General features: G+C 52.3%; 13 protein-coding genes. 9 read left to right on the forward strand and 4 right to left on the reverse strand.

What is annotated here, in order from left to right; translation table 11 throughout:
* Positions 1 to 6: 6 nt before the first annotated feature.
* The 8 genes from ACKZ62_RS03575 (at position 7) to ACKZ62_RS03610 (ending at position 14,182) form a co-directional block, all read left to right on the forward strand.
* Positions 7 to 1,428 carry a hypothetical protein gene (locus ACKZ62_RS03575; protein ID WP_447096328.1) on the forward strand — a complete coding sequence of 474 codons (1,422 nt, stop codon included), beginning with the start codon at positions 7 to 9 and terminating at the stop codon, positions 1,426 to 1,428.
* Positions 1,421 to 2,005, forward strand: a complete 585-nt coding sequence (locus tag ACKZ62_RS03580; protein WP_078803851.1) for a condensin complex protein MksE — start codon at positions 1,421 to 1,423, stop codon at positions 2,003 to 2,005. Before ACKZ62_RS03575 ends, ACKZ62_RS03580 begins: the two co-directional genes overlap by 8 nt.
* Before the next feature lie 148 nt (positions 2,006 to 2,153).
* Entirely contained in the window at positions 2,154 to 2,363 is a 210-nt protein-coding gene (locus tag ACKZ62_RS03585) for a hypothetical protein (RefSeq protein WP_078822347.1), read from the forward strand.
* Complete coding sequence (locus ACKZ62_RS03590; protein ID WP_447096329.1) at positions 2,350 to 5,649, forward strand: helicase-related protein; 3,300 nt, start codon at positions 2,350 to 2,352, stop codon at positions 5,647 to 5,649. Before ACKZ62_RS03585 ends, ACKZ62_RS03590 begins: the two co-directional genes overlap by 14 nt.
* Positions 5,646 to 6,347 (forward strand): DUF4391 domain-containing protein, encoded by a 702-nt coding sequence (locus tag ACKZ62_RS03595; protein ID WP_447096330.1) that lies wholly within the window; start codon positions 5,646 to 5,648, stop codon positions 6,345 to 6,347. Before ACKZ62_RS03590 ends, ACKZ62_RS03595 begins: the two co-directional genes overlap by 4 nt.
* The gene (locus ACKZ62_RS03600; protein WP_447096331.1) at positions 6,344 to 9,037 is read left to right on the forward strand and encodes an ATP-binding domain-containing protein; all 2,694 of its coding nucleotides are present in this window, start codon (positions 6,344 to 6,346) and stop codon (positions 9,035 to 9,037) included. The genes ACKZ62_RS03595 and ACKZ62_RS03600 overlap by 4 nt, the downstream gene beginning before the upstream one ends.
* 83 nt (positions 9,038 to 9,120) lie before the next feature.
* Complete coding sequence (locus tag ACKZ62_RS03605) at positions 9,121 to 11,052, forward strand: site-specific DNA-methyltransferase (RefSeq protein WP_447096332.1); 1,932 nt, start codon at positions 9,121 to 9,123, stop codon at positions 11,050 to 11,052.
* A 10-nt stretch (positions 11,053 to 11,062) separates the two neighbouring features.
* The gene (locus ACKZ62_RS03610) at positions 11,063 to 14,182 is read left to right on the forward strand and encodes a type III restriction-modification system endonuclease (RefSeq protein ID WP_447096333.1); all 3,120 of its coding nucleotides are present in this window, start codon (positions 11,063 to 11,065) and stop codon (positions 14,180 to 14,182) included.
* 421 nt (positions 14,183 to 14,603) lie between these two features.
* Here ACKZ62_RS03610 and ACKZ62_RS03615 read toward each other — a convergent pair whose 3' ends face one another.
* The 3 genes from ACKZ62_RS03615 to ACKZ62_RS03625 form a co-directional block, all read right to left on the reverse strand.
* Positions 14,604 to 15,299: a hypothetical protein gene (locus ACKZ62_RS03615; protein ID WP_447096334.1), complete on the reverse strand. Its 696-nt coding sequence runs from the start codon at positions 15,297 to 15,299 to the stop codon at positions 14,604 to 14,606.
* A 196-nt stretch (positions 15,300 to 15,495) separates the two neighbouring features.
* Positions 15,496 to 16,125: a histidine phosphatase family protein gene (locus ACKZ62_RS03620; protein WP_447096335.1), complete on the reverse strand. Its 630-nt coding sequence runs from the start codon at positions 16,123 to 16,125 to the stop codon at positions 15,496 to 15,498.
* A gap of 94 nt (positions 16,126 to 16,219) precedes the next feature.
* The gene (locus ACKZ62_RS03625; protein ID WP_401335797.1) at positions 16,220 to 16,573 is read right to left on the reverse strand and encodes a hypothetical protein; all 354 of its coding nucleotides are present in this window, start codon (positions 16,571 to 16,573) and stop codon (positions 16,220 to 16,222) included.
* A 138-nt stretch (positions 16,574 to 16,711) separates the two neighbouring features.
* On the opposite strand from ACKZ62_RS03625, the gene ACKZ62_RS03630 reads away from it, so the two are divergent.
* Positions 16,712 to 17,059 carry a helix-turn-helix domain-containing protein gene (locus ACKZ62_RS03630; RefSeq protein WP_447096336.1) on the forward strand — a complete coding sequence of 116 codons (348 nt, stop codon included), beginning with the start codon at positions 16,712 to 16,714 and terminating at the stop codon, positions 17,057 to 17,059.
* 66 nt (positions 17,060 to 17,125) lie between these two features.
* On the opposite strand, the gene ACKZ62_RS03635 is transcribed toward ACKZ62_RS03630, so the two are convergent.
* The gene (locus ACKZ62_RS03635) at positions 17,126 to 18,019 is read right to left on the reverse strand and encodes a recombination directionality factor (RefSeq protein ID WP_447096337.1); all 894 of its coding nucleotides are present in this window, start codon (positions 18,017 to 18,019) and stop codon (positions 17,126 to 17,128) included.
* Positions 18,020 to 18,048: the final 29 nt, after the last annotated feature.

The following is an 18,048-nucleotide window of genomic DNA, read 5'->3' on the forward strand; positions in this document are numbered from 1 at the left end:
TAGCTGATGGTCGTTAAAACGGACGTAGCACTAATCAACATGATCCAGAACAAGGGTGTTTTCCTTGATCTGATTGATCACATGGATAAAGTCGGTGAGTGTGAGGAAGTACGCATTGTCATGTACCAGCAGAAGTTACGCGCCCTGTTGGATTCTGTAGCACCGCTGCCGAGCACGCGGGTTGTGCGCGAGTTACCGGCCGAGCGGCGCAAATTGGAAAGCGCTCTTTGCATTGAAAACCTTGAGCGTGTTGGCCTAGTCATTCAGGTAGACAGCGCTCGTGGAGTGATGGTTTTCGCCCCCTTCGTCATCGAGATGTTCCGGCACTTCGATGGGGCGCGACTGCGTCATTTGAACAGTGCTGATTATGAGTTGATACGGGCCTCGTTCAACCGGCTCTACGAGGTTTTTATCACTCTGCCATCTCTGATCCGCGAAGACATTGGGTTTCAGGAGCAGGTAAGTGTGCTTCGTAAGGAGATACGCGCTGCAACCGCCAAGATGAAGGAGTGCGTGGATGCGCTACAGGGCCGGCTCCAGCGACTCGGTGAGATCGTCGATCAGATGCGTTATGACGTCATCGATGAGGTGGCTAAGGCTCAGGAGGCCCTAGGCGAGATCAATAGCATCTACCTGCGCAACATCCTGCCAGCCTTGCAGTTTCTGGGCGAACATACTGACCTGAAGGGGACTAAGCCTGCCCTTACGGCACTGACCTGCATCGGCGACCAACTGGCTCACTATGGGCACGATAAGCTGGCCAGCTCGGTCTATTACTCCGTCGAGTCGATTCGCTCATACCGGCACGACATTTCGATCATCAGTGGCTCGTTAATGCGCTATGTCCAGCAGAGTGAGGCGCACCGTCGAGCCTATGACAAGGTCGAGCAGGCCTGGAATCGTCTCTATGAGGGCGTGCGTGAGCTGCATGATGGGAGCTTGAAGGACAATATCCTGCCCAGCACACACCCTTTATTCGCCCGTCTGAACACCTACTCCGGGCTGAAAATGCGAGTGTTCGAAGCAAAAGTTGAGTGGCAAGACGCTAACCAGCGCTTGGCGCTGGCAGAACATCTGCGCACGACACTGCCCAACATCAAGATCAGCAGCGGGAGTATCCACCGGCTCAGTGGGCAGACCAACGAGTCGGGTGAGCTCAAGCGTCGGCGTGATGCTCGCTTGTTGGCCATCGGCAATCTGGTCGAGGAATGGGAGCCGCGGCTTACCGATGACGCCCACGTCGCAATGCATGAACACTTGAAAGACCGCCTTAAAGGGTATGAGTTGACCGATCTCCTAATGTCGGTGGGCTGGTTGCGCAAGCGAGAAGGAATTTGCCTCATCCCGCACTACCAAATCGGAAATCTTGCAACTGACTGCGAGAGCCTGAGGTACTACAAACTGCAGGTGGAGACTGAACATGCTTGACCAAGAACCTTCGCTGCCGTTCGCGCAGGCCAAAGTGATGAATCGAAAGCTGTCGATAGAGCTCTATGGGCAGCTCATGTACGGAAAGATGATCAACCGCACCGTCTCTATTGATGGGGGCTTGAAGTCAAATCCGTACTTCGAGGAAGTACTGAATAATTTCGATCACTACCGCAATCTCTACGATCTGATTGGGTATGAATTGGTCATGCGTGATGGCTTCGCTTTCATCCGCACTACCGACGGCACTGATGCCAAGGATGACCTGGCACGGAACATCCAAGGCCTGCTACTGGTTCTGTTTAGGGGGACATTGGAGCTGGGCTTCACAATGGATGTGCTGTTGAAAGACTCGGCAGGTCTGTCAAACATCCATATCGAGGAAATCGGTAAGGGGGAGGATAAGGTCGAGGTGCTGATAGCTTGTGGGATGAAAAGCGGTGTGTTGATGGAACACGTCAAGAAGCTTGAAACACGAGCCATTGCATACCGCAATGGTAAGGGGAATTTAGTTTTATCCGAGTCGGGCGCTGCATTTTTCAATGATCTCCTTGGTGAGGGTGACCTCGACCTTTAGCAAGGGCTTGCCTCAGAAGGACGGTTACGTGGCCCTTCGTTAGGGTGGCACATAAGGTAGTTGGCGGCGCACCCGTTTTGATTTCTTTGTGTCGCTATTGATATCAAGGCGCAGTACATTTGCAGCACAAAAACTGCAGGACTGAGTCATGAAGCGCCCCAAGGACGAAACCCTGTCCATTCGTACCTCTAGAGACATCAAGCAGCTGCTGCGAATTGCAGCGGAAAGAGAGCGGCGCTCCATTGCCTCGATGATTGAGGTGCTAATCCTGAAATATGCTCAGGAGCAGGGTCTGCAGGCAGAAGCACCGTTAGAGGAAGAGACGAAAAAAGGTAAGGGAAACGATGGAGCTCATTGACAATATTACAAGGCTGCTGGGTGATGACCTCAAAGCGACGTTAAAGCCCGGTTCCCGCCTGAATATCGCAGCGTCTTGTTTTTCGATGTACGCATTCGAAGCTTTGAAAGCAGAGCTGGAAAAGATCGACGAGCTGAACTTCATCTTCACCTCGCCGACGTTCGTTGCCAATGAGGTTGCCGACAAGATCCGTAAAGAGCGAAAGGAATTTCACATCCCGAAGCTGGATCGTGAGCGCAGCCTGTACGGTAGCGAGTTCGAGATTCAGTTGCGCAACAAGCTCACGCAGCGAGCGATTGCTAAAGAATGCGCAGAATGGATGCGGCGCAAGGCGACCTTCAAGTCCAACCGCAGCAAGGCCCCGATGCAGCAGTTCGCCTGCGTGCAATCTGCTGAAGCGGACATCTCTTACATGCCATTACATGGCTTTACGGCCGTCGATCTCGGTTACCAGCAAGGCAATGCTGTTTCCAACCTCGTCAACAAAATGGATGAGCCAACCTTCACGGCAACTTACCTAAGCCTGTTCAATCAGATCTGGAGCGACCCGGAAAAACTGGAAGACGTCACCATGCAGATCTGCGATCACATTGCGGCTGTCTACCAGGAGAACTCGCCCGAGAGCGTCTATTTCCTGATGCTTTACAACATCTTCAACGAGTTCCTGGACGATATCGATGAGGACGTTTTACCCAACGACCGTACCGGCTACCAGGACACGCTCATCTGGAAGAAGCTCTTCAACTACCAGAAGGATGCGGCCACTGGGATCATCAACAAGCTAGAAACCTATAGCGGCTGCATCCTGGCGGACAGCGTTGGCTTGGGGAAAACCTTCACAGCGCTAGCGGTCGTTAAGTATTACGAACTGCGCAACAAGTCGGTGCTGGTGCTCTGCCCCAAAAAGCTGGCGGACAACTGGCTCAACTACAACCGTAACCTCAAGACCAACATCTTTGCGCGTGACCGATTCAGCTACGACGTGCTGTGTCATACCGATCTCACTCGCACCAGTGGCGAGTCGTTTGGCACTCCGCTCAACCGCATCAACTGGGGTAACTACGACCTCGTCGTCATCGATGAATCGCACAACTTCCGTAACAACGATGCCTTCAAGGATAAGGAGACCCGATACCAAAAGCTGATGAACAAAGTCATCAAGGAGGGGGTGAAAACCAAGGTGCTGATGCTTTCAGCTACCCCAGTGAACAATCGTTTCAATGACCTGCGTAACCAGCTCGCCCTAGCCTACGAAGGTGACTCCGAAAACCTAAGCAAGAAACTGCGTACTGGCAAAACTGTCGAGGAAATTTTCCGTGGTGCGCAGGCCAGTTTTAACGCTTGGTCAAAACTTCCGCCCGAGGAACGCACGGCGCGTGCCATCTTGGACTCGCTCGACTTCGATTTCTTCGAGTTGCTCGACAGCGTCACGATCGCACGCTCGCGCAAACACATTCAGACCTTCTACGACACCACGGATATCGGGCAATTCCCTGAGCGACGCAAGCCTTTGTCGTTTCGTAGCCCACTGGTTGTAGATGCTGAGCAACGAACGGATGTAATGAACTTCAACGAGATTTTCGAGCAGCTGTCTTTGCTCAAGCTCGCCGTATATGCCCCTATCAGTTACATCTTGCCTAGCCGATTGGCGAAGTATGAAGAGATGTACGACACACAGGTTGAAGGCGGTCGAGGCAAGCTGCGTCAGGTAGACCGGGAAAAAAGCCTGGTTGCACTGATGACAACGAATTTGCTGAAGCGCCTTGAAAGCTCTGTTTATGCATTCCGCAGCACACTTAATGCTTTGAAAGAAAACCACCAGCGCGTTCTCGGGCTGATTAAGGAGTTCGAGAGTCGGGGCGGAGTTACAGAAGTCGCCAGCCTTACGGACGCCATGGACTCAATTGACGCTGAAGAAGACGGCATCCCTTCGTTTCATGACTTGGAAATCGGCAACACTATTCGGATAAAGCTGGCAGATATGGATCTGCCTTCTTGGGAGCATGAACTCCAGGTTGACTTGGAAATCATCGCCGCTTTACTGGCCTCGATGAGCAAAATCACGCCAGCCGAAGACGCCAAGTTGCAGCACCTGAAATCGCTAGTGCTCGACAAGATTGCCAATCCCATTAATCCAGGCAATAAAAAAGTACTGATTTTCACGGCTTTTGCTGATACGGCCAATTACCTCTATGACAATCTGGCTACTGAGCTGCTCGCCAATCAGAACCTGCATACAGCGAAGGTCACTGGTAGTAGCGCGCCTCAGTCGACGCTAAAAAACACAGCTCAAAAGAAAAGCTACGACTTCCAAGAGCTGCTTACCCTCTTCTCGCCACGATCCAAAGAAAAGGCCATCGTGCTGCCCAACGAACAGGCAGAGATTGACTTGCTGATCGGCACCGACTGCATCTCCGAGGGCCAGAACCTGCAGGACTGCGATTACCTCATCAACTACGACATCCACTGGAACCCCGTACGCATCATCCAGCGCTTCGGCCGAGTGGATCGGATTGGATCGCCCAACAGCAGCATCCAACTGGTCAATTACTGGCCCGACATCTCGCTCGACGAGTACATCAACCTCAAGGAGCGTGTCGAGAGCCGGATGATGATTGCCGACGTCACTGCCACGGGTGACGACAATGTGCTCAGCGCCCAAGCCAACGACGTGTCCTACCGCAAGGAGCAGTTGCGCCGCTTACAGGACGAAGTCATCGAACTGGAAGACCTAAAAACGGGCGTTTCGATCACAGATCTCGGGCTCAATGACTTCCGCATGGACTTGCTCAACTACGTCAAATCCAATGGAGAGTTGAGCAACGTACCGAGCGGCATGCACGCCGCTGTGTCAGCCAAACCTGAGCTTGGTCTGCGTCCAGGCGTGATCTTTACACTGCGGAACCGCAACTCGAGCGTCAGCGTTAGCCAACATAACCGTCTGCACCCGTATTACCTCGTCTACATCAGTCGTGAGGGTGAGGTCATTCATGATCACACCGAGGTCAAACGCCTGCTCGATCTGGTGCGCAGTTGCTGCAAGGGCCAAGCGCAGCCCATTCCGGAGGCTTGCAGTCTGTTTAACAAGGAAACTGCTGACGGGCGGCAGATGCAGGTGTATTCCGATCTGCTTGGCAAGACCATTCGTTCGATGATCGAGGTGAAGGAAGAGAAGGATCTGGACAGCTTGTTCAGCGGCGGCAAAACCACTGCGCTGGTCAACACTATTGCCGGACTGGATGACTTCGAACTCATCACCTTCTTGATAATTCAGGAGGCCGGATGAGTCATGTCTCTTCATGGGCGTCGAACGCCGCGTTCATCAGCTACCCAAAGCAGGCCGCTTTTGGCCGTAACCTGCCAAAGAACAAGATCTACGAACACAGTGGAGCCAACACACGGCTGAAAGACTTGTTCGTTGAGCAAGTGGAACAGGTCGTTTGGCAATACAAACTGGCTCCGGAAACGATCAACCTGCCCGCTAGACCCAATGTGCCGGAGCTTCAGATCTTCGCCCTCCAGCTCAAGACGTCGGAGCTGAGTTTGGATGTGTTGCGCTGCATAGATGGTGCGGTGCAGTTCCCCATTATCTTCGAGCTGAGCTTTGACAGCCGAACGCAAGTAGTCGCCGCATTCAAGCGCCCGAACGAATCAGACGCGAGCCGTTGGGTGTTGAGCGACTACTTTGCGACGGCGTGGTTATCGAGCGATGTGGAGCGCGCCGTCATGCCATTGGCGCTCGACTTGGGTGGCTTGTACGAACAGTTGCTTCACCGCCTGATTCCAACACCTGCGCGCCGGCAAGAAGGCCTTGGTGACTTGGTCGCTCGTGTCGAACAGGTTGCGACGAAGCAGCGTGAGGTCGAGAAGGTCGCAAGCAAGCTTGCCAAAGAAAAGCAATTCAACCGCAAGGTAGAGATCAACGCGCTCTTGCGACATCTAAGAAACGAACTTGAACAGTTGACCTGTAGGGATAGCGTATGACGCAGAGCCTGAATGACGAATCGAAGAGACACATCGAGCAGGTCGCGGGCGAGGCGTTAGCGCAACTCGAAAGCATTGCCGAAGCCTCCAAGAGCAAGCTTCTTGATGGACGAACACTGGGGTCCGATACCCTGGCAAGCATCAATACGATGACGTCCAGTTCGGCTATCCAAAGACTGGATCAGATCAGCCAGGCGAACCGTGAAAGCTATCGGGTATTGGTGGCAGAGCCCGCCATTGCTCGCGTTGTGGTGGTTGATGAAGAGGGCGAAGAGAAAACCTACTACATCTGCCGCACTACGCCGGTATCGGGCATTCCTAACTTGGCCAGCTACCGGGCTCCTGTTGGACGATTGGCCTCATTGGCGATTGGTGCAGAGTTCACGCTTCCCAATGGAACCGTTGTTGAGGTTCTTGAGCGAGCTCAACTACGGCCAAGTGCACTCGCTGATGGGTGGGACTCTCGTGACACCGTGGTTGAAGCCGAGCATTTCGGGCCTCTCACCATCGAGTCGCTGCGAGCTCTGCTGACTGAGGTTGCCGGGGAAGAGATCACAGAAGATATCCTGGGTCAATTGCTGGCTGAGGAGACCGTCAAGGCCAACATCATCGACGGCGTTCGCCGCAGCGTTATCACCAAGATGGGGTTGCGGGATCAGCCCGTACTCGATCAATACCAGGACGAGATTTTCCGTCTTCCTCTCGATAAGCGCCTGCTGATCTTGGGTCCACCCGGTACCGGAAAAACGACGACCCTGATCCGGCGCCTCGGTCAAAAGCTCGACACCGCTTTTCTGGAAGAAGGCGAGCAACGCCTGGTTGAGACAGTTGCTGCAGTGCAAGGCGTTGCGCATTCCAACAGCTGGCTGATGTTCACGCCTACCGAACTGCTCAAGCAGTACCTCAAAGAGGCTTTTGCCCGAGAAGGCGTTCCTGCCTCAGATCTGCGCATTAGAACTTGGCAGGACTATCGGCGCGAGTTGGCCAGAAACGCTTTTGGCGTTCTTAGGACTGCTTCTGGCGGCGGCACCTTCGTTCTGAAAGAGAGCTTGCCTAGCCTTAGCGAAGCTGCGCTCGACCGGCCTATCCAATGGTTTGACGATTTCGATGCATGGCAACGCAGCGTCTACGTCCAGGAGCTGCATGAAGCAGCGGCTCTACTCCATGATGCCAAGACCCCTGACGTCAAAAGCTTGGGCGCACGCTTGCAAGACATCTTAGCGCGTGCCGGTGATGGCACTCTGGCCACCACATTCGGATCATTGGCCGCAGAGCTCCCCAAGGTGCAGGCGCTTGTCACCAGCCTGAAGGACTCCTCCGACGGCAAGATCAAAGCTGCGCTCAACCTGCAGCTCAACCGCAACCGAGAATTTTTGGATGAGTTAGCTCGTGTCATCGACAGTTTGCAGCAGGCGCAGGCAACTGAGGCCGACGAGCAAGACGATTTCGATGCCGACGAAGAAGAAGACACCACAACATCGCGCACGGGCCGCGCGGCTGCTCTCAATGCCTACATGCAAGCCGTGCGTGCCCAGGCTCGGTCAGCAGCCTCGAAGCGTATGCTGAGCAAGACCTCTCGCAACGGCAAAATCATTGAGTGGCTGGCCGATCGTGGCCTGGCAGAGACCGACCGTGCAGATGTGGGAGCGAGCCTTCTGGTGCAGACTAATGCCCGGCGCTTCGTGAGCCCGGTCAAACGCTACCTCGACGGCATTCCAAAACACTACCGTGCGTTCCGGCGTGAACGCCAACATACCGGGAACTGGTATCGCAGCGAGGGCTTCGAGGCCCGCGACATCCATCCGCTCGAACTCGACATTGTACTGCTGGCCATCTTGCGCGCCGCAGGCGACCTGATCAGCCGGCCCAGCGTCCTGCGCGATATTGACAGCCCCGCTTGGTCATCGCTTCAGCCCATTCTGGGGCATTACCGCAACCAAGTATTGGTGGACGAGGCGACTGATTTTTCGCCGGTTCAGCTGGCCTGCATGGCAGCACTGGCTCACCCTCAACTGCGCTCGTTCTTTGCGTGCGGCGACTTCAACCAGCGTCTGACTACTTGGGGCGCGCGTTCCGCTGACGACTTAAAGTGGGTTTTTGCCGACTTCGAAATCAAGGAGATCACAGTCTCTTACCGTCAGAGCAAGCAGCTGAACGACTTGGCCCGTGCCATGATCCGCGCCGTCGCTGGTACCGAGCAAAACGTCAGCTTACCCGCGAATATGAATAGCTCTGGCGTGACGCCTGCCTTGTTGGAGCATGCCGGCGAGACAGCGGTCGTTGTCAGCTGGCTCGCAGATCGCATTCGTGAGATTGAGCGCTTTGTAGGCCAATTGCCGTCCACGGCTATCTTTGTGAATACCGAAAACGATGTGGCCCCGGTGGCGGATGCACTGAATGCCGCCCTGTCCGAGCACAACATTCAGGTCATTGCTTGCCGCGAGGGTCAGGCTGTCGGGCAAGAAAGCAATGTGCGTGTGTTCGATATCCAGCACATCAAGGGCCTGGAATTTGAGGCTGTTTTCTTTATTGGCATCGACCAGCTTGCCGAGCTACATCCTGCGCTCTTCGACAAATACTTGTACGTGGGCACCACTCGTGCGGCCACTTATCTGGGCGTGACCTGTGAGGGCACCTTGCCATCGGCTATCGAGAGTCTGCGGGTGCACTTTTGCCAGGACTGGCAATAGACGACTGAATTTATCAAAACGAACTTGAACAATTGAGCCGCTGAGCTTCTTTTACGGAAGCACGGCTGCTAGAGGAAAAGAACATGGAAAAACTGAAAATGCACTCACCCAATATCACACAGGACAACATCGCCCGCATTCGGGATCTGTTTCCGGGCTGCGTCACTGAGGCCAGGGGTGAAGACGGCAGTGCGAAGCTGGCGGTCGATTTTGACCAACTGCGGCAGGAGCTCGCTGATTCGATTGTCGAAGGGCCACAGGAGCGTTATCACTTGAACTGGCCAGGAAAGCGCGAGGCCTTGCTGACTGCTAACGCACCGATTGCTAAGACGCTGCGGCCTTTACGCGAAGAAAGTGTGGACTTCAATACTTCGAAGAACCTGTTCATCGAAGGTGACAACCTCGATGCGCTCAAGTTGCTGCAGGAAACCTACCTCGGCAAGGTCAAGCTAATCTACATTGACCCGCCGTATAACACTGGGAGTGACTTTATTTATGAAGACGACTTCTCCGAAAGCGCTGAGGAATTCCTGAAGAAGTCAAATCAGAAAGATGAAGAGGGCATTCGGCTAGTTGCAAACACTGAAACCAACGGGAGGTTTCACTCTGACTGGATATCGATGATTTACCCGCGTTTGAAACTGGCAAGGAATCTGCTTCGTGATGACGGTGCAATATTTATCTCGATTGGAGACGACGAGTTATGTTCTCTAAAGGCGGTTTGCGATGAAACCTTTGGAGAAAGCAACTATAGAGGTCTGGTTTCTCGTGCAACTGGAACACGAATGGGCAGCGGAAATCAGAAAATATCCAGTGAGTTCGATTACATCCTAATCTATTCAAAGTCAGATCGGTTTGAGTTCAATCCGCTCCCTATGGGTGAGGATGATTTAAGAATATATGACCAAGAAGATGTACGTGGCCGATATTTACTTAGATCCTTGCGCAGAACAGGGGGCGAAAATAGAAGAGAAGACCGGCCTACCATGTTTTTTCCTGTGTACGCCCCCGATGGAACAGCTGTCTACCCGCTTGCTCCGGAAGGTTGGGAAAGCCGTTGGGTATGTGGCCAAGCCAAATACGAAGAAATGTCTCGCGACGACCTCATTGAATGGAAAAAGGTTGCCAAGGGGGGAGTGGAGCGCTGGCAGGTTTACCAAAAACACTACATTGGTGAGGCGCTTAAGTACTCTTCAAATAGTTGGAGTGATATAGATGGCAACAAGAAAGCCACACGTGAGCTAAACGAAATATTCGGTGGGAGAAAGGTGTTTGATCACCCTAAGCCTGTGAGTTTGCTCGAAAGGATAGTTCAGATAGCTACCAGTAAGTATGGTTGCGATATTGTCATGGATTTCTTTGCCGGGTCAGCCACAACTGCTCATGCTGTGCTGAATATAAATCGACAAGATGATGGAGATAGACGTTTTGTATTAGTTCAGCTCCCTGAGTCACTCTATGAGGACAACAAGGCGCAGGCTGTCGCTCTCAAATTTTGCAGAGAGCATGGACTTCCTGAAAATGTGGCGTCCCTTTCTAAGGAACGAATTCGTAGAGTGCTTAAACGGCTATTCGATGAGGAGAAGAATGAGGCGGCTACGTTGAACGGTTTCCGCGTTCTTAAGGTCGACACATCTAACATGGCCGATGTCTATTACGCACCAGATTCGCTGGACGGAGCTAATTTCGATCTGTTCGTCGACAACATCAAGCCCGATCGCACGCCCGAGGATCTGCTGTTCCAAGTAATGCTGGATTGGGGCGTTGATTTGGCCCTGCCCATTACCAAGCAGTCCATTCAAGGCAAAGACGTTCTCTTTGTCGATGGCAATGCGCTTGCCACGTGTTTCGATACCAGCGGCAGCATCGACGAAGCGTTCGTGAAGGAACTGGCCAAGCAGCAGCCGCTTCGTGTGGTCTTCCGCGATGCAGGTTACAAAGATAGCGCCGTCAAAATCAACGTCGAGCAGATATTCAAGCTCTTGTCGCCCTCCACCGAAGTCAAATGCATCTGAGGCGCGCGCGATGAAGCTCAAATTCAAGACGCAGACCTATCAGACAGCAGCGGTGCAAGCTGTAGTCGACTGCTTCAAGGGGCAGCCACCTGCTTCAGCGAAGGCTATCGGCTATCGCATTGATCCGGGCAAGATCAAGAAGGGGCGGATTATTGGCAGTACCGCGGAAGTCGGTTCAGGATTTAAGAACGCTGACTTGCAGCTGACTGACGTCGCCGTGCAGGAGAACATTCAGCATGTGCAGCGAGGGCAGAATTTGCCTATGTCGAGCTCGCTTTATGATTTTTTCACAGTCAACGGGAATAAGGAACGTGTTCCCGCTGCGAAACAATACAAGGACATTGCCAAGGCAGTCTCTAACATCCATCTCGACATCGAAATGGAAACAGGAACTGGCAAGACCTATTGCTACATCAAGACGATCTTTGAGTTAAACAAACAGTACGGGTGGAGCAAGTTCATCATCATTGTGCCCAGCATTGCCATCCGCGAGGGTGTGGCCAAGTCGCTGGAAATCACGGCCGAGCACTTTCTGGAGACGTACCACAAGAAGGCGCGCTTCTTCATCTATAACTCCAAGCAGTTGCACCATCTGGAGAGCTTTTCGTCGGATGCGGGGATAAACGTGATGGTGATCAACGTGCAGGCGTTTGCTGCCCGTGGCGCTGACAACCGGCGCATCTATGACGAGCTCGATGATTTTCAGTCGCGCCGCCCGATTGATGTGATCAGCGCCAATCGGCCGATTCTGATTCTGGACGAGCCACAAAAAATGGAGGGTGCGGCAACCCTGAAGTCCTTGGAGGAATTCAAGGCGCTGATGGTGTTGCGCTACTCGGCCACTCACAAGACCACGCACAACAAGATCCATCGGCTGGACGCGTTGGACGCCTACAACCAGAAGCTGGTGAAGAAAATCGCAGTACGCGGCATATCAGTGAAGGGGCTGGCGGGCTCCAATGCCTATCTGTACCTGCAGTCCATCGAGATTTCGAGCAAGGCACCTGTGGCCCGTGTTGAGTTCGAGCAGAAGCTGAAAAGCGGCGAGATCAAGCGTGTAGTGCGCAAGCTCTCCAAGGGCGACAACCTCTTCTCTGGTGGCTTTTCAAACGAGCTGGATCAGTACCGTGGCTATGTGGTCGCGGACATCAATGCCAACACGGATACCCTGAGTTTCACGAACGGCGTGGAGCTCTTTGTTGGCGAGGCCACCGGGGATGTCAACGAAGAAGCGCTGCGCCGCATCCAGATTCGGGAAGCCATCAAGGCACACTTCGATAAAGAGCTGGCCCTATTCCAACAAGGTATCAAGGTGTTGACCTTGTTCTTCATCGATGAAGTGGCCAAGTACCGCGATTACTCGGCAGCGGACGAGAAAGGCGACTACGCACGTATCTTTGAAGAGGAGTACCGCCAGTACCTGAACGAGGTGCTGGACCTGGATGAAACGCCGTATATCAAGTACCTGAAGGGTATTGATGCAGGCAGGACGCACAGCGGCTACTTCTCCATCGACAGGAAGACTAAGCGGCTGGCCGATCCCGATGTGGAGAAACGCGGAGAAAATGCAGGGCTGTCCAATGATGTGGATGCCTACGATCTGATCCTGAAGGACAAGGAGCGCTTGCTGTCATTCGACGAGCCAGTACGTTTTATCTTTTCGCACTCCGCTTTGCGTGAAGGCTGGGACAATCCTAACGTGTTCGTCATTTGTGCGCTCAAGCACAGCGACAACACCATCTCGCGGCGGCAGGAGGTAGGTCGTGGTTTACGCTTGTCCGTTAACCAGAGCGGTGACCGAATGGATCATCCCGCCATCGTCCATGACGTAAACGTGCTAACCGTAGTGGCAAGCGAGAGCTATAAGGACTTCGTATCTGCGCTGCAGAAAGACATCAGCGAGTCTTTATCAGCGCGTCCTAAGGTCGCTGACGAAGCCTATTTCACTGGTAAGGTACTCAAGACCCCAACTGGCGATATTGAAGTCACGCCGCAATTGGCCAAGCAGATCTACAAATACCTGCTCAAGAACGACTACAGCGACGATGCTGACCGCATTACAGGCGCGTACCACGACGCCAAGAAGGAAGGCACCCTGGCTCCGCTGCCCCCGGAGCTGCAGCCTCATGCCGAGCAGGTGTACCAGCTAATCGATAGCGTCTTCAGCTACAGTCAGATGTTTGAAATCAGCGACGACCGTCGGCCAAAGAAGAATCCGCTCAACAGTAACTTCGACAAACAGGAATTCAAGGAACTGTGGAATCGGATCAATCGCAAGGCCGCCTACAGTGTTGACTTTGATTCGGCGGAACTGGTCAAGAAAGCAGTCGAGGAGCTGGACAAGAGCCTACGAGTGACGCCCTTGCAGTACACAATCCAGAAAGGTGAGCAGATCGATCAGGTAACTGCCGATGCGCTGAAGAGCGGTGATGGTTTCAAGGTTTCTGAAACGACTGTTGAGTACGACAAGCAGTCAATTCATTCAACGGTGAAGTACGACCTCATTGGTAAGGTCGCCGAGGGTACGCAACTGACGCGACGCGCTACGGCGGACATCCTTAAGGGCATCAGTGTGGCGATATTTGCGCAGTTTCGTACCAATCCTGAAAGCTTCATCGCCGAAGCAATTCGACTGATCAATGAGCAGAAGGCGACGATGATCATTGAACACTTGGCCTACGACCCTGTTGAGGACAAGTTTGATTTGGACATCTTCACCTGTGGCCAGACCAAGCAGGACTTCAGTAAGGCCGGTGACAAGCTCAACCGTCACATCTACGACTACGTAATCACCGACTCCGGCATCGAACGCGACTTTGTGAAAGAGCTGGATACCTGTACTGACGTGGTCGTGTACGCCAAGTTACCACGCGGCTTCCTGATCCCCACGCCGGTTGGCGATTACAACCCCGACTGGGCAATTTCGTTCAAGGAAGGAGCGATCAAGCATGTGTACTTTGTGGCTGAAACCAAGGGCTCAATGTCATCAATGGATCTGCGCCCGATTGAGGCTACAAAAATCGAATGTGCACGGAAGTTCTTCGACGAGATCAATAGGAAGTATGCCCCCGAGAACGTCAAGTACGATGTGGTGAACAGCTTCGGGAAGCTGATGGAGCTGGTTAAGTAAGCAGAATTAACGCCCAGACAGATAAAATTAAAAAATGATCTGTTGCTTATCAAGGACGATGAAAAAAAGAAAAGTCCTGTATTGAGCCGCTAAAGCGTTACTCAGGCAGGGCTTTTTTATTCAATATGTTTTCGATAATATCCTCAGTTCAAGTGGAGAACTCGGAGCAAGTTCGCGATTGCGGGTATATTTCACACCGACGCGTCTGTTGGCGCGGCGGGTGGATGATTTTGTGCGGTAGCCTAAATGTAAGTTGCAATGGGTGCTTTGTACGTAAGGAAAAATATCTTTCTCTCTTGAATAGAGATTCACGGCGAGCTAAATAGCTAACGGTCTGTTGTTTCGGTTGTGTTATGTTTTTTAGTAACGAAGTTCCTCATATAAAAATAAGGCATGGGGGAAGTTCCCATGCCTATATGTATCAATGAATTCCTACCGGTTTATCATTTTTGTCATAGCAAATTGGATACTCACAGTGCCCGCCAGAATTGAGCACTTCTAGTTCATATACCGCCGGCAGGTATTGCTTGAGCTCCGCCTTGGGTACTTTCTTGTTATTGATGGTGCATTCATCATCTGCACGCGGATTGCACCAGGCTTCTTTTACTTCGATGGCTTTTGTGGGTTTTGTCATGGGTGTCTTTTCGACCTGTGGCGCATCATCGACTGACGAGTCACTCGTTGCATTCGCGTCCAACGAGTAGGCAGCAATAGCGTCTTTTGCGCTCGTTTTGCTGATGCCGTGATCAAGCAAGAAGTCCTGAAGTATTTTTCGGGATTGAGCGTAGGTAACCTCTTTCCCCTTTTTATTTGGCCCACCATCCATGCGATAGGCAATCGGATAACCATCCTCACTTTCGTAGATGTAATAGTAAATTGAAAGACTAAAGCTGAGGTCTTGGCCGTACATGCCATAGATGCCTGAACCATTGGATGCACGGCAAGTGCCTCGCACACATTTACCGCTTATGTGGTTGCTGAATGTAACATTGCGCTGCTGTTCTGCATTCCACTGACTAATATTTCTTGGAATGCTGTACCAGGTGCAACGGTAAAATTTTGTTCCGTACTGATTTTTAGCCTCTGCGCACGGAATGGCATACGGTAAGTCGTTCATGGTTTGTTCATTCGGCAACATGGGCGGATACATGTACCCGTAGTCAACTTCGGCTTGTGCGTTCAATGAAAGTGCAAGCGTCAAGCAGCCTGCTGCTTTGAGTGCAATTGATTTTATATTCACTGTCTTAAACTCAGGGTGGGAGGAAGGAAGCGGTTGGATTCTTTTGTAAGTTCTTTGTGAATGGCTTTTGGTGTTAAATCGGTGATGGGTGTTTAGGGATGTCGTCAGCATTTAACGTGCCGACAATCTGTATTTCATATTTGCTTGTTGTTTTTGAAAATAGGAGGCTCCCGTATTCGGGGATCCATGAATGCCTGTGTCCGCTGGATCTTATTAAATCTTTCATGCATGTGTTGTGGGTCATCACTATAAGATTTCTGCCGGAGTGTTTGTGTTCGAGTAGCTTATCCACGATGTCGTTTCCGCAAATGGCCTCTCTATCGGATAGCAGGCTCGCTTTGCCTAGCATGAAGTCGGATGTTTGAACTGTTCTAGTCATTGGGCTGGTGAAAATAACTGCATCGTCAAATTCAAAGTGTGCTTTTAAACGAATGCCTGTTTCTTTTGCTCTCTCGCTTCCAAAGGCTGTGATTCCTTCGTCTGGGCCTAAGCAGGGGGTGTTTGAGCGATCACAGCGCTCTTCGTGCCTTATTAACAAAATAACGTTCCCATTTTTCCAGTGTTCAGAAAGTCCAGCGTCGATTAGTTTTTTATGTGAGTCTAAATTTTCTACGGTGTTTCTTGTGAAAGCCTCGTAAGCAAAAAATGTTGCGCTTATAAAACCAATGCTTAGTATTATTTTTGGTAGGCTGATATTTGCCATTTGGAATGTCCAATATTTTAATTTTTATTGGTTACGGTCGGTATTCATAGGCTTTTTGAGCGTGAGTGCGAGCGCGGGCTAACTGTGTTGATTGCTATTTTTTGTAGATGACTTTCAGTTTTTTATTAACGTAGTCTTTTATGATTTCGTAGTCGGGGTTGTAGGTGGCTAGAGTATGGCCAGTACTGGCGACGGTAGCAGCAGCGGCTAAGACGACCCCAACAGGCAGAGATGCAGCTCCAATTACAGCTCCTAATATACCGCCTTGAGCGATAGCGCCTTTCACGTCGCTTTTGATTCGACACTTCAGTCCCTGGCTTTCAATCTTGGTTTCTACAAGTTTGATACCTGGCATGAAGTTGCCTCTGAGGCCATGGACCTCGAAGGACGTTTTGCTTCTCACGAGATCTTCAATTTGCGATTCGTTCAGGCCTTTTATGACATTCATGGTTTTTCTGAGCTCCTTGCAAGAGGTGGTAGTTAAAAGATGAGTCGAATATCAACCTTTCGAGGTGAGTTTCGGCCTGTAAGGTCCTTCATGTCAACGGGTTGATGATCAACCATCCAGGTTGGACTGGAGGGTGGCATGTCAAAAACCAAATCGAAGCAGCTGGCAGAACTCGTTGGGCAGGCGATTGCCCGCCAGCGCGTTCGTTGCAAACTGAACCAGGAGCAGGTTGCGGAAAAGCTTGGAGTTGGAAGCGAGGCTGTATCCCGTATCGAGCGCGGAATCGTCATGCCTAACATCGAGCGCTTGGTTGAGTTGGCGGCAGTTTTTGGTTGTGAAACCGCTGATTTGCTGACCGAAGGGAGTTCTCGCCCAGAGGACCAGGCGCGCAGGCTTTGTGGTTTACTCTCCAGACTTGGGGCGCATGACCGCGACTTTGTCCTGGATATGGTGGAGCGTCTTGTCACCAGACTTGATCGCGGCTGATTGGCTCCATCATGAGGGTCCCAGAGCTTTTGCCTCGCCGATGTCCTCAGCACAGGCAGGTGTGACTTAGTTGGCCTGCGAAGCGAGAGATTCCAACTTGTCCGCAAGGGAGTTGGTCGTTGGTAGCGACTCACCTTGGCTTTTGGTGCTAGCAGCCTCCATGTTTCCAAAGAGCTCCTCGATTACGACGTGACTATCCTCCTCACTGTCTTCGAAGGCGCCATTGCCGAAACCCCGGCGAGCGGCGTCATCCAGAGCCGTCTGGTCGAAACCAACTGCTATGCGCTGTGTATCAAGTTCGCTCGCCTTCTGTAGTGCTTCGGTCATGTCCATGCCACTACGTACCGTGAGGTCGACGTAGAAAATCGGAGTACCGTGGCTCTGGCGAGTGGACTTGCCGCGTAGACGCAGCTCCAGCGGTATGCAGGCCAGTCGACCGCCTGAGATTGCTTGGAAGTAATGTAGACGAGCGGCGAGGGTGCGAATGCTATTGAAACCGGTGGTGCGGAACACAAAGCTACCCAGCGAATCCTCATCACCAATGATCACATTCAGTCGGCCATAAGGCTTACAGGCACCTCCCTTGGCCAGTAGGCAAGCATCCGGCGAAGGGCAGGGCAGCGACTGCATGCCGTCCTGGGTCATGCGTTTGCAGATTTCGCCGTTGCCGACACATCGCGGGCGTCCGGATTGCCGGTCGAACAGGGTGTAGTCTGCCCGGAAGTTTAGCTCCGGTTCGTTGAACAATAGACGTACTGGAATGCTACGCAGTTTGTCCTCCTTACCCTGGCGCAGTTCTTCGTTAAGTGGGTGCAGCAACCAGCCGTCCCTGCTTTGCACCTGTGAGGTGATCGTGAATTGATCGTCTTTCTCCGGTAAGCGCTTACCGTTTTTCTCGACGATTTTGCCAATGGAAATACGTCCGAGCACGGGCGGTGTAATGACCAGGCCTTTGAGCATGGTGCTTCTCCTTGGAAGTGAAAATGGCC

This window comes from Pseudomonas sivasensis (assembly GCF_052938085.1).

Bases quoted from the DNA above. Each gene is read 5' to 3' on its own strand.
- ACKZ62_RS03580 (WP_078803851.1), top strand. From the start codon at position 1,421: ATGCTTGACCAAGAACCTTCGCTGCCGTTCGCGCAGGCCAAAGTGATG.
- ACKZ62_RS03635 (WP_447096337.1), bottom strand. From the start codon at position 18,019: ATGCTCAAAGGCCTGGTCATTACACCGCCCGTGCTCGGACGTATTTCC.
- ACKZ62_RS03590 (WP_447096329.1), top strand. From the start codon at position 2,350: ATGGAGCTCATTGACAATATTACAAGGCTGCTGGGTGATGACCTCAAA.
- ACKZ62_RS03620 (WP_447096335.1), bottom strand. From the start codon at position 16,125: ATGGCAAATATCAGCCTACCAAAAATAATACTAAGCATTGGTTTTATA.
- ACKZ62_RS03600 (WP_447096331.1), top strand. From the start codon at position 6,344: ATGACGCAGAGCCTGAATGACGAATCGAAGAGACACATCGAGCAGGTC.
- ACKZ62_RS03575 (WP_447096328.1), top strand. From the start codon at position 7: ATGGTCGTTAAAACGGACGTAGCACTAATCAACATGATCCAGAACAAG.
- ACKZ62_RS03610 (WP_447096333.1), top strand. From the start codon at position 11,063: ATGAAGCTCAAATTCAAGACGCAGACCTATCAGACAGCAGCGGTGCAA.
- ACKZ62_RS03630 (WP_447096336.1), top strand. From the start codon at position 16,712: ATGTCAAAAACCAAATCGAAGCAGCTGGCAGAACTCGTTGGGCAGGCG.
- ACKZ62_RS03625 (WP_401335797.1), bottom strand. From the start codon at position 16,573: ATGAATGTCATAAAAGGCCTGAACGAATCGCAAATTGAAGATCTCGTG.
- ACKZ62_RS03595 (WP_447096330.1), top strand. From the start codon at position 5,646: ATGAGTCATGTCTCTTCATGGGCGTCGAACGCCGCGTTCATCAGCTAC.
- ACKZ62_RS03605 (WP_447096332.1), top strand. From the start codon at position 9,121: ATGGAAAAACTGAAAATGCACTCACCCAATATCACACAGGACAACATC.
- ACKZ62_RS03585 (WP_078822347.1), top strand. From the start codon at position 2,154: ATGAAGCGCCCCAAGGACGAAACCCTGTCCATTCGTACCTCTAGAGAC.
- ACKZ62_RS03615 (WP_447096334.1), bottom strand. From the start codon at position 15,299: ATGAACGACTTACCGTATGCCATTCCGTGCGCAGAGGCTAAAAATCAG.